The 15,125-nt window shown below is 68.5% G+C and carries 10 protein-coding genes and 1 tRNA gene; 9 read left to right on the top strand and 2 right to left on the bottom strand.

Going from position 1 to position 15,125, the window contains the following annotated elements; translation table 11 throughout:
* Positions 1–37: 37 nt before the first annotated feature.
* From pdhA to AWC14_RS14240, 3 genes are read left to right on the top strand one after another with little or no spacing between them, the layout of a single operon-like run.
* Positions 38–1,129: a pyruvate dehydrogenase (acetyl-transferring) E1 component subunit alpha gene (gene pdhA / locus AWC14_RS14230; protein ID WP_045380714.1), complete on the top strand. Its 1,092-nt coding sequence runs from the start codon at positions 38–40 to the stop codon at positions 1,127–1,129.
* The gene (bkdB, locus tag AWC14_RS14235) at positions 1,130–2,161 is read left to right on the top strand and encodes a 3-methyl-2-oxobutanoate dehydrogenase subunit beta (RefSeq protein ID WP_045380713.1); all 1,032 of its coding nucleotides are present in this window, start codon (positions 1,130–1,132) and stop codon (positions 2,159–2,161) included.
* Positions 2,158–3,294: a dihydrolipoamide acetyltransferase family protein gene (locus AWC14_RS14240; protein ID WP_045380710.1), complete on the top strand. Its 1,137-nt coding sequence runs from the start codon at positions 2,158–2,160 to the stop codon at positions 3,292–3,294. Before bkdB ends, AWC14_RS14240 begins: the two co-directional genes overlap by 4 nt.
* A 14-nt stretch (positions 3,295–3,308) precedes the next feature.
* On the opposite strand, the gene AWC14_RS14245 is transcribed toward AWC14_RS14240, so the two are convergent.
* Positions 3,309–4,067, bottom strand: a complete 759-nt coding sequence (locus tag AWC14_RS14245) for an enoyl-CoA hydratase (RefSeq protein WP_045380708.1) — start codon at positions 4,065–4,067, stop codon at positions 3,309–3,311.
* Between the two features lie 275 nt (positions 4,068–4,342).
* Between AWC14_RS14245 and AWC14_RS14250 the strand changes: the two genes are divergently transcribed.
* Positions 4,343–5,812: a wax ester/triacylglycerol synthase family O-acyltransferase gene (locus tag AWC14_RS14250; RefSeq protein ID WP_057003236.1), complete on the top strand. Its 1,470-nt coding sequence runs from the start codon at positions 4,343–4,345 to the stop codon at positions 5,810–5,812.
* Here AWC14_RS14250 and AWC14_RS14255 read toward each other — a convergent pair.
* A tRNA-Arg gene (locus AWC14_RS14255) sits at positions 5,774–5,847 on the bottom strand. The two genes, AWC14_RS14250 and AWC14_RS14255, sit on opposite strands and share 39 nt — an antisense overlap.
* A gap of 171 nt (positions 5,848–6,018) precedes the next feature.
* Here AWC14_RS14255 and lipQ point away from each other — a divergent pair.
* The 5 genes from lipQ (at position 6,019) to AWC14_RS14280 (ending at position 14,863) form a co-directional block, all read left to right on the top strand.
* A complete protein-coding gene (gene lipQ, locus AWC14_RS14260; protein WP_045380702.1) occupies positions 6,019–7,278 on the top strand; it encodes an esterase LipQ in 1,260 nt (419 codons plus the stop codon).
* A 171-nt stretch (positions 7,279–7,449) separates the two neighbouring features.
* Positions 7,450–8,925 (top strand): wax ester/triacylglycerol synthase family O-acyltransferase, encoded by a 1,476-nt coding sequence (locus tag AWC14_RS14265; RefSeq protein WP_045380700.1) that lies wholly within the window; start codon positions 7,450–7,452, stop codon positions 8,923–8,925.
* Complete coding sequence (locus AWC14_RS14270) at positions 8,922–10,520, top strand: HAD-IB family hydrolase/lysophospholipid acyltransferase family protein (protein WP_045380698.1); 1,599 nt, start codon at positions 8,922–8,924, stop codon at positions 10,518–10,520. The genes AWC14_RS14265 and AWC14_RS14270 overlap by 4 nt, the downstream gene beginning before the upstream one ends.
* On the top strand, positions 10,517–12,856 hold the full coding sequence (locus AWC14_RS14275) for a glycerol-3-phosphate 1-O-acyltransferase (protein WP_045380696.1): 2,340 nt from the start codon (positions 10,517–10,519) through the stop codon (positions 12,854–12,856). The genes AWC14_RS14270 and AWC14_RS14275 overlap by 4 nt, the downstream gene beginning before the upstream one ends.
* Before the next feature lie 30 nt (positions 12,857–12,886).
* Positions 12,887–14,863 (top strand): bifunctional copper resistance protein CopD/cytochrome c oxidase assembly protein, encoded by a 1,977-nt coding sequence (locus tag AWC14_RS14280; RefSeq protein ID WP_045380695.1) that lies wholly within the window; start codon positions 12,887–12,889, stop codon positions 14,861–14,863.
* The last annotated feature ends 262 nt before the right edge of the window (positions 14,864–15,125 follow it).

Consider the following 15,125-nt stretch of genomic DNA (forward strand, 5'->3'; position numbering starts at 1 on the left):
CCGCCGCGCACCCGCGTGACCGCGGGAAGGAGGCGGTGTGACCGAGCTTGCCCAGACCCCGACGACCGTCGACCTCGAGCCGGTGCAACTCGTCGCACCGGACGGGACGCCGACCGCCGAAGACCGTTACAGCCGTGAGCTTGCGGCCGAAACCCTGTGCTGGCTCTACGAGATGATGGTCGTCACCCGCGATGTGGACACCGAGCTGGTCAACCTGCAGCGCCAAGGCGAGTTGGCTTTGTTCGCGCCGTGCCGCGGCCAAGAGGCGGCACAGGTCGGTGCGGCGGCCTGTCTGCGTAAGTCGGACTGGCTGTTTCCGCAATATCGCGAGCTGGGTGCATTCCTGGTGCGCGGTATCCCGCCCAGCCACGTCGGCGCGATGTGGCGCGGAACCTGGCACGGCGGCCTGGAATTCACCACGAAATGTTGCGCCCCGATCTCGATTCCGGTAGGCACGCACGCCTTGCACGCCGTCGGTGCGGCGATGGCCGCGCAGCGCCTCGGCGAGGATTCCGTGACGGTGGCCTTCCTGGGCGACGGCGCCACCAGCGAGGGCGACGTGCACGAGGCGCTGAACGTCGCGGCGGTCTTCGGGGCGCCGTGCGTGTTCTACGTGCAGAACAACCAGTGGGCGATCTCGGTGCCGCTGTGCCGGCAGACCGCTGCGCCGTCCATCGCGCACAAGGCGATCGGCTACGGGATGCCGGGGATCCGGGTGGACGGCAACGACGTGCTGGCCTGCTATGCGGTGACGGCCGAGGCGGCCGCGCGGGCCAGGGCCGGCGGCGGGCCCACCCTGATCGAAGCGGTCACCTACCGGCTCGGACCGCACACCACCTCCGACGACCCGACCCGCTACCGCAGCCGCGACGAGCTCGAGCACTGGCTGGCGCTCGACCCGATTCCGCGCTACCGGGCCTATCTGCAGGGCCGAGGGCTGTGGTCGGAGCGGCTCGCCGATCGGGTGGCGGCCCGGTCCCAGCGGTTGTGTACCGAGTTGCGCGACACGCTGTTCGGCGCGCCCGACGTCGACATCGACGAGGTGTTCACCACCGTCTACGCGGACATCACGCCCGCGCTGGAAGCCCAACGCCGGGCGCTGCGGGCGGAACTGGCCAGGGAGGCGTAAATGACCCAGATCGTCGAACCACCCACCCGCACGGCAACATTGCCGGCGACCTCGCAGCGGCTGACCATGGTGCAGGCGCTCAACCGTGCGCTGCACGACGCGATGGCCGCCGACGACCGGGTGCTGGTGTTCGGCGAGGACGTCGCCGCACAGGGCGGCGTGTTCCGGGTCACCGAGGGGTTGGCCGACACGTTCGGGCCCGACCGCTGCTTCGACACCCCGCTGGCGGAGTCCGCGGTGATCGGCATTGCGGTGGGCCTGGCGCTGCGCGGCTTCAAGCCGGTGCCGGAGATCCAGTTCGACGGGTTCGCCTATCCGGCGTTCGACCAGATCGTCAGCCATCTGGCCAAGTACCGCACCCGCACCCGCGGCGAAATCGACATGCCGGTCACCGTGCGGATCCCGTCGTTCGGCGGTATCGGTGCGGTCGAACACCATTCGGAGTCCACCGAGTCGTACTGGGCCCACACCGCGGGGCTGAAGGTGGTGGTCCCGTCGTCGCCGTCGGACGCCTATTGGCTGCTGCGCCATGCCATCAGCTGCCCGGACCCGGTGATGTTCCTAGAGCCCAAGCGGCGCTACTGGGGCCGCGAGATCGTCGACACCCAACAGCCCGGCCCGGCGATCGGGCAGGCAGTGGTGCGCCGCGACGGCACCGACGTCACCGTGCTGACCTACGGCGGCCTGGTTGCCACCGCGTTGACTGCCGCGGAAACCGCTGCGGCCCAACGGGGTTGGAGCCTGGAAGTGGTCGACCTGCGGTCGCTGGTGCCGCTGGACTTCGACACCGTTGCCGCATCGATCCGGCGCACTGGTCGCTGCGTGGTGCTGCACGAGGGACCGCGAAGCCTCGGCTACGGCGCCGGGCTGGCCGCCCGCATCCAAGAGGAGCTGTTCTACGAGTTGGAGGCCCCGGTGTTGCGCGCCTGCGGGTTTGACACCCCCTACCCGCCGGCGCGGCTCGAAAAGTTATGGCTGCCAGGGCCCGACCGGCTGATGGACTGCGTCGAGCGTGTCCTGGAGCTGCCGTGAGCGTCAAACCGTTCGTCGTACCCGATCTCGGCGAAGGGCTCGAGGAAGTCACGCTGTCGAGTTGGAACGTCGCCGTCGGCGACGACGTCGAACTCAACCAACCGCTGTGCTCGGTGGAAACCGCCAAGGCCGAAGTAGAAATTCCCAGCCCGTACGCTGGCCGGATCGTCGAGACACATGGCGCCGAAGGTGATGTGCTGCCCGTCGGGGCGCTGCTGGTGCGAATCGACACCGCACCCGATACCGCCTCGAACGGTGAGGCCCCTACGCGCACACCGGTTCTCGTTGGATACGGCGCCGACGACTCGCTGGACGTCAGCCGGCGCCCGAAGGCCAAGCCGCCGGTGCGGAAACTGGCCGCCGAGCTGGGCGTCGACCTGACCGACGTGGCACCCGGTCCCGACGGCCTGATCAGTCGCGAAGCGGTACTGGCGGCGGCCGAACACACTGATGTCGCTGACGACGTGGTGCCCGTGCGCGGCGTGCAGGCCGAGATGGCTCGACGAATGACTTTGGCCCGCAGCCAGATTCCCGACGCTCATGCCAGCGTGCAGGTCGACTGCACCAATCTGCTGCGGCTGCACCAGCGACTACAGCTCACCCCGTTCGCGCTCACCCTGCGGTTCGTGGTGATCGCGTTGACTCACCACCCAATCCTCAACTCCAGCTGGGTCGACAGCCCGGACGGCCCGCAGGTACACACCCACCGCGCCGTGCACCTCGGCGTCGCGGTCGCCGCACCGCGCGGCCTGCTGGTGCCCGTCGTCGCCGACGCGCAGCAGATGACCACCAGGCAGCTCGCCGAGGCGGTGGCCCGGCTGACCGAGCAGGCACGCGCCGGCACGCTGAAGCCCGCGCAGCTGCAAGGCTCGACGTTCACCGTGTCGAACTTCGGTGCGCTCGGTCTCGACGAGGCCGTACCGGTGATCAACTATCCGGAGGCGGCCATCCTGGGAATGGGCTCGCTCAAGCCGCGGCCGGTGGCGCTCGAGGACACGGTCGTCGTGCGTCCGCAGATGACTCTGACTTGCGTCTTCGACCACCGCGTTGCCGACGGCGCGCAGGTCGCGGCGTTCTTAGGGGAGTTGCGAGGCCTGCTCGAATCACCGGAAACGGCGCTGCTGGACCTCTGACGCCCCAGAGAAAGTTACTTGCCCCGGGCGGCGGCCAACCTGGCCGCGAACTCGGGTGACCGGATCGACGTGGCCTGGGGGCCCAGCTCGGTGTCCTTGGCCCGCTCGTGCTGCTCCTCGTCGAGCGATCCGGGACTGGCGGTGGCGCGCATCGTGGCCTTGGTGGCCAGCACCACCTCGCGCGGCGCGGCGGCGGGCCCGGCCGCCAGTTCCAGCGCAGCGGCCACCGGGTCGTCGGCGACGGACAATGCAAGGCCATGGCGCACAGCGGATTCCGCGTCGAAGCGGATACCGAACAGCAACGCGGCGCGGGCGACTTGCGGGCCCACAGCGCGCTGCAGCATCCACGTCGCGCCGCCACCCGGGTGCAGCCCCAGCTTCTGGAAGCGGGCGTCGAACAATGCGGCCGGCCCGGCGATGCGGACGTCGGCGGCCAGCGCCAGGTTCAGCCCGGCGCCGACGGCCGCGCCGTTGACCGCCGCGATCGTCGGCAGCGTGCACTTCCCGACGGCCATGAACCCGTCGTAGAGGGCCAGCAGCCCTTCCTCGGCCGCCTCGCCCAGCGCGCTCAAGTCGGCGCCCGCGCAGAACGCCTTGCCGGCCCCGGTGACGACGACGGCGTGCACGTCCTGGTCAGCCTCGGCCCGCTCGACCGCGGCCCGCAATTGCGCCGACATCGCGGCGGTGACGGCGTTGCGTCGTTCCGGATCGTTGACCGTGATCAGCGCGACGCGGTTGTCGACGCGGTAGAGAACCAGATCGGGCTGGGGCATGTGCCACCTCCGCGGGAGCTAAACATCCGGCCAGAAGAGCTCAGAGTAGTACGCCGGCCATCGGCGAGCCGCACTCGTTGCCAGGCAAGCGCCGCCGGTCAACCAGACAGCCGAGCGCGGGCCCTTATTCGACACATTTCCCATGTAATTCGCGAGCTGGTGACCCGGTGTCCAGCCAAACCAGCGAATCCGCACAATTAGCTCCGCCGACGCGTCTGCCGGTCTAGCTTGAGGTTTGCAGAGGCCCGACGCACTTGAAAGGCGGAGCAGGGGGGATGGTTGACGCCGCCGGCACGCCCAGCGAGCTGGGACCCGCCGACTATTTGATGCATCGACGCGAAATTCATAGCCATGCGCGGTTAGGCAGCATGGGAGTCGTTTTCCTCGACACCGCGCCGGACTGGGACCGGTTTCGCGTCCATTTCGAAGACGCCTCCCGTCGGGTGCCGCGGCTGCGGCAGAAGGTAGTGGTACCCACCCTGCCGACGACCGCGCCGCGCTGGGTGGTGGATCCGGACTTCGACTTGAACTTTCATGTGCGCCGGACGCGGGTGCCCGCGCCCGGCAGGCCGCGGGACGTATTCGACTTGGCCGACGAGATGCTGCGGTCACCGATGGACACCTCGCGACCGCTCTGGATCGCAACATTGGTCGAGGGCCTTGCCGACGGCAGGTCTGCGCTGCTTTTCCGCATCGGCCATGCGCTCACCGACGGGATCGGCGCCCTCGAGATGTTCGCGCAGGTCCCCGCGCTGCAGCGCGATCCGCCGGCCGAGCCGCCACCTCCGGCACCGCTTCCGCAGAATCTGTCCCCCGACGACCTGATGTGGGAGGGCATCAACCGCTTGCCCCGAGACATTGTCCGCGGCGTCCGGCGAGCGGTGTGGGCCGCATTGCGCACTGCTGGCCGGTTGCTGCTGAATCCGGTGTCGGCGCTGGTGGGCGGCGTGGTCTACGCCCGCTCGGTGATGCGAGTGATGAGCCGGCCCGTCGAGCCATCACCGTTGCTGCGCCAGCGCGGCACGGTACGCCGCAGCGAAGCGCTGGACATCCGCCTTTCCACCCTGCGCAGCGCCGCCAAAGCCGGCGGCGGTTCGCTGAACGACGCCTACCTGGCCGCCCTGTGCGGCGCGCTGGGCCGCTATCACCGGGCGCTCGGCGCGCCGATCGAGGCGCTGCCGATGGCGGTGCCGGTGAACGTGCGCGGTGAAGCGGACCTCACCGACGCCAACCAGGTCAGCAGCGTCATCCTGGCAGCGCCGGTCGGCGAGGACGATCCCGTCGCTCGCATGGGCAAGATCCGTGCACAGATGACGCAACGCCGAAACGAGCCCGCGCGGGACGTCACCCACTCGATTGCGCGCCTGGCGAGTGTTTTGCCGGCGGCCCTGCTGAGCGCGATGAGCAGCGGGGGATTCGTCGATGTGGTGGCCAGCAATGTGCCGTCGTACCGCGGCGATATCTACCTCGCGGGGGCGAAAGTGCTACGGCAGCATGGTCTCGCGTCGGTGCCCGGCGTGGGAATAGTGGTGGTCCTGTTGTCCGGCGGCGACTGGTGCACCGTCACCGCCAACTATGACAGAGCCGCCGTCCGCGATGGGGAATTGTTTGCCCGGTGCCTGCGTGAGGGTTTCGACGAGATACTCGCGCTGGCGGGTCAACCGTCGCCCCGCCGCGCCGGCAACGCTCGGCCAACCCTGACGAGGTGCCCCCGGCAGGATTCGAACCTGCGACCACAAGATTAGAAGTCATGCGCTCTGTCCAGCTGAGCTACGGGGGCCGGAAAGTCGTACGCGCAGGTCAGTGTATCCAACCCGGGAAAAGGTCAAGTCCTGACGCGCAACGCCGATCGAAATCCCGTTGGCGGAATTAGTGATTCGCTAACCTGTGACGCGCGACACACGTACGCTGACCGGCGACGCGTGGGCCGACGTCAAGGAGTGGCGTTGCCATGAGCATGGCTATGACCGTGACCACGAGGTGCTCGCGGGCCGGCGCCCTGGCGCTGCGCCACGGCGCGCACCTGGCAGCCGAGGCAGTCGACACCTATCGCGCCGCCGCTCTGCTGCTGCAGGGTTCGCCGTTTGCCGTCGCGTGGTTCGCGGGATGGCTGTCCGCTGAGTTCTCGCCGCAGGTACTGACCGGCCATGCGCTGTCGGGGGTGAGTCCGCTGTCGGTCGGCCGGGTCGCCACGACATGGGCCGCACAACGCGCGGACCGCATCCTGTCCGCGGCGCTCGAGGAGGCCTTCGGCCCCGACTACCGCGCCCGGGTGTCGCACCCGGTCACCGATCAGGCCGAGTGTGCGCGCCGCGGAGGACTATTGCACGCCGCGGGCCATCGTCGTCGGTACGCATCGCAGACCTCGGACATCTCCTACGGGCCGGCGGGGCGGGACAACCTGCTCGACATCTGGCGTCGTCCGGACTTGCCCGAGGGCTGCCGGGCCCCGGTGCTGCTGCAAATCCCGGGCGGCGCGTGGACCCTCAACGGCAAACGGGGCCAGGCATATCCGCTGATGGGCCGGATGGTCGAACTCGGCTGGATCTGCGTGTCGATCGACTACAGCAAGAGCCCCGGCAAGGCGTGGCCGGCACACATCGTCGACGTCAAGCGGGCCATCGCATGGGTGCGCGAGAACATCGCCGACTACGGCGGCGACCCGAATTTCGTCGCGGTCACCGGAGGTTCGGCGGGAGCGCATCTAGCTTCGTTGGCGGCGCTCACCGCCAACGACCCGCGGCTGCAGCCCGGCTTCGAAAACGCCGACACCACGGTCCAGGCGGCCGCGCCCTACTACGGGGTCTACGACTTCACCGACGCCGAGAAAATGCACGAACTAATGCTGCCGTTTTTGGAGCACTTCGTGATGCAAAAGCGCTACGTGGACGATCCCGGGTTGTTCGAATTCGCGTCGCCGATATCGCACGCGCACAGCGCAGCTCCACCTTTTTTCGTGCTGCACGGCGCCAACGATTCGCTGATCCCGCGCGCGCAGGCGCAAACATTTTGTGCTGCACTGCGCGAGGCCGGTGCCGCGACCGTGTGCTATGCGGAGCTTCCCAACGCCCACCACGCATTCGATATCGTCGGGACCGTCCGGTCGCGGCTGACAGCGGACGCCGTCGCCGATTTTTTGGGTTTTGTGCACGGACGCTATCTACGCTCCCGCAGAAGTGCGGCGCGCAAACACGCCACATCGGCGAGCTGAAATTCCAATTCGCTCCGCGGGCAAAGTATTTCGTAAGCCGGTCGGCTGACTTTTATTGCCATTATGCGGATCCTCGCAATCGCTACCGCCATCACGGCAACCGGACTAGCGTTTGGGTAAGCGTGCCGAAACGAGAGGCTGGAGCGGCGATGCCAGAACGGGGACGAGCCGGTGGCTGAGTCCGTCGACGCGGCGGGGCTGCCCACCGCGCTCGGCGCGGTCGACTATCTGCTGCACCGCGGGGAGGCCAACCCGCGGACCCGCTCGGGCATCATGGCCCTGGAAATCCTCGACACCACGCCGGACTGGGAGCGGTTCCGGACCCGTTTCGAACACGCGTCGCGGCGGGTGTTGCGGCTGCGCCAGAAGGTGGTCGTGCCGACGCTGCCGACGGCCGCGCCGCGCTGGGTGGTGGATCCCGATTTCAACCTGGACTTTCATGTGCGACGGCTACGCGTCGCCGAACCCGGCACGCTGCGGCAGGTATTCGATCTGGCCGAGGTGATGCTGCAGTCGCCGCTGGACATCGCCCGTCCGCTGTGGACGGTCACGTTGATCGACGGCCTGGCCGACGGCAGGGCAGCGACACTGTTGCACCTGAGCCATGCTGTCACCGACGGTGTCGGCAGCGTGGAGATGTTCGCCCACATCTACGACTTGGAGCGTGACCCGCCGGCCGGACCGCCACCGCCGCAACCCATTCCGCAGGATTTGTCGCCCAACGACCTGATGCGCGAGGGGCTCAACCACCTGCCCGAGGCCGTGGTCGACGGGGTCCGGGGCGCGCTGTGGGGCGCGGCGTCGGTGGTGGGCCGGGCGGTGCTTCGGCCCGCGTCCACGGTGGCCGGCGCGCTGAGCTACGCCCGCTCCAGCGTGCGAGTGGTGAGCCGGGCGGCCGAGCCGTCGCCGCTGCTGCGCCGGCGCAGCCTGGCCACCCGCACCGAAGCCATCGACATCCCGCTGTCCGACCTGCACCGGGCCGCCAAGGGGGGCGGCGGGTCGATCAACGACGCCTACCTGGCCGGGATGTGCGGTGCGCTGGGCCGCTACCACGAAGCGCTCGGGGTACCGATCGCGACGTTGCCGATGGCGGTGCCGGTGAACCTGCGGGCCGAATCCGACCCGGCTGGCGGCAACCGGTTCACCGGCGTCAACTTGGCCGCTCCGGTGGGCACCGCCGATCCGGTGGCCCGGATGCGCAAGATTCGCGCCCAGATGACGCAGCGCCGCGACGAACCGGCGATGGACTTCATCGGTTCGATCGCGCCCCTGCTCAGCGTGCTGCCCTCGCCGTTGCTCGAGTCGATGACCGGCTCGGTGGTGGCATCGGACGTGCAGGCCAGCAATGTGCCGGTCTACCCGGGCGATACGTACCTCGCCGGTGCAAAAGTCTTGCGGCAGTATGGCATTGGACCGCTGCCGGGTGTCGCGATGATGGCGGTGCTGATCTCTCGCGGCGGGTACTGCACCATCACCACGCGCTACGATCGGGCCGCGGTGCGCCATGAGGATTTATGGGCCCGATGCCTGCTGGAGGGTTTCGACGAGATCCTCGCGCTGGCCGGCGAACCCGCGCCGCACCCGGCGCCGGCGTCGTTCGACGTCGAGGTGCGCGAGTCGTCGAGCCGATCGGTGTCCCAGTCATGACCGCCACGGAAGAGCGCAAGCAGCCGCGCGACCTTCGGTTGCCCGGGTCGGTCGCCGAGATCATGGCCAGCCCGCCCGGCCCCAAGATCGGCGCGTTTTTCGACCTGGACGGAACCTTGGTCGCGGGCTTTACCGGCGTCATCCTCACCCAGGAACGCTTCCGGCGCCGCGAGATGGGCGTCGGTGAGCTGATCGGCATGATCCAGGCCGGCCTGAATCACCAACTCGGGCGTATCGAGTTCGAGGAACTCATCCTCAAAGCCTCCCAGGCGCTGCGCGGTCGTCCGCTCTCCGATATGGAGGAGATCGGCGAGCGGTTGTTCGCGCAAAAAATCGAGAGCCGGATCTACCCGGAAATGCGGGAACTGGTGCGCGCCCACCTTGCTCGCGGCCACACCGTGGTGCTCAGCTCGTCCGCGCTGACGTTGCAGGTCGAACCCGTGGCGCGCTTTCTCGGGATTCCCAACACGCTGACCAACAGGTTCGAAACCGACGAGAACGGGATCCTCACCGGCAAAGTGGTCAAGCCGATCCTGTGGGGACCGGGCAAGGCGGCCGCCGTGCAGCAGTTCGCCGCCGAGCACGGTATCGACTTGAAGGACAGCTACTTCTACGCCGACGGCGACGAGGACGTCGCGTTGATGTACCTGGTCGGCAACCCCCGCCCGACCAACCCCGAAGGCAAGATGGCCGCCGTTGCCCGCCGCCGCGGCTGGCCGATTCTGCGGTTCACCAGCCGCGGCAGCGTCGGAATCCGCTCGCAGTTACGGACGCTCGCCGGTATCGGCTCGATGTTTCCGGTCGCCGCCGGCGCGGTCGGGATCGGGCTGCTGACCCGTAACCGCCGCCGGGGTGTGAACTTCTTCACCTCCACCTGGTCGCAGCTGCTGCTGGCCGCCAGCGGCGTGCACCTCAACGTGATCGGCGAGGAGAACCTGACCGCGCAACGCCCGGCGGTGTTCATCTTCAATCACCGCAACCAGGCCGACCCGATCATCACCGCTGCGCTGGTGCGCGACAACTGGATTGGCGTCGGTAAGAAGGAGTTGGCGAGCGACCCGATCATGGGCACGCTCGGCAAGCTGCTGGACACCGTCTTCATCGACCGCGACGATCCGACGGCCGCGGTGGAATCGCTGCACGAGGTCGAAGAGCGCGCCAAAAAGGGACTGTCGATCGTGATCGCCCCCGAGGGCACCCGGGTGGACACCACCACCGTCGGGCCGTTCAAGAAGGGACCGTTCCGCATCGCGATGGCCGCCGGAATCCCGATCGTGCCGATCGTGATCCGCAACGCGGAGATCGTCGCCGCGCGAAACTCTACCACGATGAATCCGGGGACGGTGGATGTCGCTGTGTTCCCGCCGATTTCGGTCAGCAACTGGACCGTCGACACGTTGCCGGACCGGATTGCCGAAGTGCGCCAGCTGTATTTGGACACGTTGGCCGACTGGCCGGTCGACCAGCTGCCCGAAGCCGCCCTGTACAGCAGGGTGACCAAAGCGCCGCCACGCAAGCGCGCCGCGAAGAAGGCCGCCAAGTCGCCGGCGAAGAAGACCGCCAAGACGCAACCCCGGCCGAAGGGCCGATCATGAGAAAGCCGGGCGCCGAAATCGGCACGTTCACCACCACCGACGACACGCTGGTGTTGGCGTCGATTTCCTCGCCGGTCGAGGCTGAGCTGGTCTCGGAGTGGCTGGAGCAGCAACGAAAGAGGCACCCGGACACCAAGATCGACGTGCTGCAGCTGCCGCCGCGTAATCCCGAGCCCGCCGCGCTGGCCCAGCTGGTCGAACAGCTGGAGGCCGACGAGGACCGCTCGATCGTGCCGGTGCGGGTGTTCTGGCTGCCGCGCGCGGGCGCATCCGCGCTGAGCCGGGTGGTGGCGCTGCTGCCGGGACGCGATCCCTACCACCCCAATGAGCGTCAGCAGCGCCACGTGGTGCGCTCCGAGCCGTCCCGGGCCCGGGTGGTGGCAGGGGAGTCCGCCAAGGTCTCCGAGCTACGCCAGCAATGGCGCGACCTTACGGTGGGCGAAAACCCCAGGGACTTCGCACATTTCGTCGCGCGTCGGGCCATCCTGGCGCTGGAACGCGCCGAATACCGGATCCTGGGGCCGCAGTACAAATCGCCGCGACTGGTGAAGCCGGAGATCTTGGCGTCCGCGCGATTCCGCGCCGGCCTGGAGAAGATCCCGGGCGCCACACTCGAGGAAGCCGGCAAGATGCTCGACGAGCTCGCCACCGGCTGGAGCCGAGTGTCGGTAGACCTCGTGTCGGTGCTGGGCAGGTTGCTCAGCCGGGGCTTCGACCCCGAAATCGACTACGACGAATACCAAGTGGCGGCGATGCGCACCGCGCTGGAGACTCATCCGGCGGTGCTGCTCTTTTCGCACCGCTCCTACATCGACGGCGCGGTCATGCCGGTCGCCATGCAGGAGAACCGGCTGCCGCCGGTGCATGTGTTCGCCGGCATCAACCTGGCGTTCGGGGTGATGGGACCGCTGCTGCGCCGGTCCGGCGTCATCTTCATTCGGCGCAACATCGGCGACAACCAGCTCTACAAATACGTGCTCAAGGAGTACGTGGGCTATGTCGTCGAGAAGCGGTTCAACCTGAGCTGGTCCATCGAGGGCACCCGCTCGCGCACCGGGAAGATGCTGCCGCCCAAACTCGGTCTGATGAGCTACGTGGCCGAGGCCTACCTGGACGGCCGCAGCGACGACATTCTGCTGCAAGGAGTTTCGATCAGCTTCGACCAGCTGCACGAGACGGCCGAATACGCGGCCTACGCGCGCGGGGCGGAGAAGAAGGCCGAGGGCGTGGGCTGGCTGTACAACTTCATCAAGGCCCAAGGGGAGCGCAACTACGGCAAGATCTACGTCCGCTTCCCCGAGGCGGTCTCGATGCGGCAGTACCTCGGTCCGGCGGGCGGCCCGACAGCCACCGATCCGGCCGCCAAACGTCTTGCCCTGCAAAAGATGTCGTTCGAGGTCGCCTGGCGCATTCTGCGGGCGACGCCGGTGAACGCCACCGGGCTGGTGTCGGCGCTGTTGCTGACCACGCACGGAGTGGCGTTGACCCTCGGCCAGCTGCACCACACCCTGCAGGACTCGCTGGACTACCTCGAACGCAAGCACACCCCGGTGACCACCAGCGCGTTGCGGCTGCGCACACCCGAGGGGGTCCGCGCGGCGGTGGACGCACTGTCCAACGGGCATCCGGTCACCCGCGTCGACGGCGGGCGAGAACCGGTGTGGCGCATCGCGCCCGAGGATGAGCACGCCGCGGCGTTCTACCGCAACTCGGTGATCCACGCCTTTCTGGAGACCTCGATCGTCGAGCTGGCGCTGGCATATGCCCGACGCGCCGAGGGCGATCGGGTGGAAGCCTTCTGGTCGCAGGCCATGCGGCTTCGCGATCTGCTGAAATTCGACTTCTACTTCGCCGATTCGGCGTCGTTCCGGGCCAACCTCGCCGAAGAGATGGCCTGGCACCAGGATTGGGAAGCTCACGTCGCCGCGGGGGGCGACGAAATCGACGCGATCCTGTACGCCAAACGACCGCTGATGTCGGATGCGATGCTGCGGGTGTTCTTCGAGGCGTACGAGATCGTCGCCGACGTGCTGCGCGACGCCCCGGCCGACATCGGCGAAAAGGAACTGACCCAATTGGCGCTCGGCGTCGGTCGCCAGTACGTCGCCCAGGGCCGGGTGAGCAGCAGCGAGCCGGTGTCCACGCTGCTGTTCGCGACGGCGCGCCAAGTCGTCGCCGACCAGAATCTGCTGGAGCCCGCCTCGGACCTGGCCGAACGCCGAACCGCATTCCGCAGCGAACTGCGCAGCATCCTCCGCGATTTCGATCACGTCGCGCAGGTCGCGCGCAACCAGTTCATCGCGCGGGAGGTCGCGGCCCGACGGGCGGCGCGGTAGCGACACCGCAACCGGCCATACGCTGTAGTGATGGAAGTTCGACGGCGTGCGGCGGTGTGGCCGCTGCTCGTCGGCGTGGCCGCGCTGGCGGGTTGCACCGCCGCAGGAATCGCGGCGTTGTCGCTGGCCGACGCGCTGACCGTGACCGGTCTGCCCGACCCGGGTCCGGTGACCACGCTGGGGCTGCCGTTCGTGCGGGCGGCCGGGGAGATCGCCGCCGTGCTGGCCGTCGGGTCGTTCCTGTTCGCGGCGTTTCTGGTGCCGCCGCAGGCAAGCGGAGTGCTGGACGCCGACGGCTACCGCGCGTTGCGGCTGGGGACGGTCGCCGCCGGGGCGTGGGCGGTGTGCGCGGCGCTGCTGGTGCCGCTGACCATTTCCGACGTGTCGGGCCAGCCGCTGAGCGCGCACCTCAACCCGGTGAACCTCTGGTCGCTGGCCAGCCTGATCAACGTCGCGACGGCGTGGCGGTGGACCGCGTTCCTGGCCGCCGCGGTGATGCTGGCCAGCCTGCCCGTGCTGCGCTGGTCACCGACGCCGTTGCTGCTGGCCGGGTCGCTGCTGACCTTGGTGCCGCTCGGGCTGACCGGGCACTCGTCGGCCGGCGGGTCACATGACCTGGCTACCAACAGCCTGCTGATCCACCTGGTCGCGGCCGGGCTGTGGGCCGGCGGCCTGCTGGTGGTGCTGGTTCACGCGATTCGCGGTGGCGAGCACGCCGGGCTGGCGGTGCGGCGCTTCTCGACGCTCGCGTTGTGGTGCTTTGCGGCGATGGCGCTCAGCGGGGTCGTCAACGCTTTGGTGCGCGTTGTACCGGCCGACCTGCTCAGCACCGGCTACGGGCGGCTGGTGATCGCCAAGGTCGTCGCACTGTGCCTGCTCGGCGTCGTCGGCTGGCGCCAGCGGCGCGCGGGAGTCGTTGCGCTGCAAGCGGATCCGGGGTCGCGTGGGTTGTTGATCCGGTTGGCGGCGATCGAGGCCGCGGTGTTCGGCCTGACTTTCGGGATTGCCGTCGGATTGGGCCGCACCCCGCCGCCACCGCCGCCGATCCTCAACCCGTCGATACCCGAAGTCGCGATCGGCTACGACTTCGACGGGCCGCCCACCGTGGTGCGGGTGCTGTTCGACTGGCGCTTCGACCTGATCTTCGGCACCGCGGCGCTCTTGTTCGCCGGGCTGTATCTGGCCGGGGTGCTGCGGCTTCGCCGCCGCGGCGACAGCTGGCCGCGGGGCCGGACGATCTCGTGGCTGCTGGGCTGCGCGGTGCTGCTGTTCGCGACGTCGTCGGGAGTGGGCCGGTACATGCCGGCGATGTTCAGCATGCATATGGCCGCCCACATGCTGTTGTCGATGCTGGTGCCGGTGCTGCTGGTGCTGGGGGCGCCGGTCAGCCTGGCGTTGCGGGCGCTGCCACCCAGCGATCCGCCCGGCATGCGGGAATGGCTGCTGGCCGCGCTGCACAGCCGGCTCTCGCGGTTCCTCACCAACCCGGTGGTCGCCACAGTGCTGTTCGTGGCCGGGTTTTACGGGCTCTACCTCGGTGGCATCTTCGACGCCGCGGCGGGCAGCCACGTCGGCCACCTGCTGATGAACGTGCACTTCCTGCTCAGCGGCTACCTGTTCTACTGGGTGGTGATCGGCGTCGACCCCACCCCGCGGCCGATCCCGCCGCTGGCCAAGGTGGCCGTGGTATTCGCGTCGTTGCCGCTGCACGCCTTCTTCGGGGTGGTGCTGATGAGCACCCGCGACGTACTCGGCGAGAGCTTCTACCGGTCGCTGCATCTGAGCTGGCACGCCGATCTGCTCGGGGACCAGCGACTCGGCGGTGGAATCGCTTGGGCGGCAGGCGAATTCCCGCTGGTGATCGTGATGATCGCCTTGCTGGTGCAGTGGACGCGCAGCGACCAGCGCACCGCCCGGCGGCTGGACCGCGCCGCCGAGCGCGACGACGACGCCGAGCTGGCCGCCTACAACGCGATGCTGGCCGAACTGGCACGCCGCGACCGCTAGCTTTGCGCGTTGACTCTGCGCGTACCAGGCAAAAGTTCGAGTAGCTTGCCTGGTCATCGCAGAGTCAACGATCCGGCTTGTTCACAGTCGGCGCTTTGTCCACACGCTCACCGGCAAACCAGGCAGCCTGGCGTCGGTTGTCGGCGTCGCGGCGCTGAATGGGTGCCGGCAACCACGCCTCACCCGAAAGGACTCTCAATGAAGATGTCAAGCCGCCGACTTGGTGATCGGGGGTGATTCGGGTTGCCAGGTGCGGTTGTCA

The organism is Mycobacterium kyorinense (assembly GCF_002101735.1).
In the GTDB taxonomy this organism is placed as follows: Bacteria; Actinomycetota; Actinomycetes; order Mycobacteriales; family Mycobacteriaceae; genus Mycobacterium; species Mycobacterium kyorinense.

What these genes read in the sequence shown, in the direction of transcription:
- bkdB (WP_045380713.1), top strand. Translation starts at nt 1,130, where the DNA reads ATGACCCAGATCGTCGAACCACCCACCCGCACGGCAACATTGCCGGCG.
- AWC14_RS14245 (WP_045380708.1), bottom strand. Translation starts at nt 4,067, where the DNA reads ATGCCCCAGCCCGATCTGGTTCTCTACCGCGTCGACAACCGCGTCGCG.
- AWC14_RS14250 (WP_057003236.1), top strand. Translation starts at nt 4,343, where the DNA reads ATGGTTGACGCCGCCGGCACGCCCAGCGAGCTGGGACCCGCCGACTAT.
- lipQ (WP_045380702.1), top strand. Translation starts at nt 6,019, where the DNA reads ATGAGCATGGCTATGACCGTGACCACGAGGTGCTCGCGGGCCGGCGCC.
- AWC14_RS14270 (WP_045380698.1), top strand. Translation starts at nt 8,922, where the DNA reads ATGACCGCCACGGAAGAGCGCAAGCAGCCGCGCGACCTTCGGTTGCCC.
- AWC14_RS14275 (WP_045380696.1), top strand. Translation starts at nt 10,517, where the DNA reads ATGAGAAAGCCGGGCGCCGAAATCGGCACGTTCACCACCACCGACGAC.
- AWC14_RS14280 (WP_045380695.1), top strand. Translation starts at nt 12,887, where the DNA reads ATGGAAGTTCGACGGCGTGCGGCGGTGTGGCCGCTGCTCGTCGGCGTG.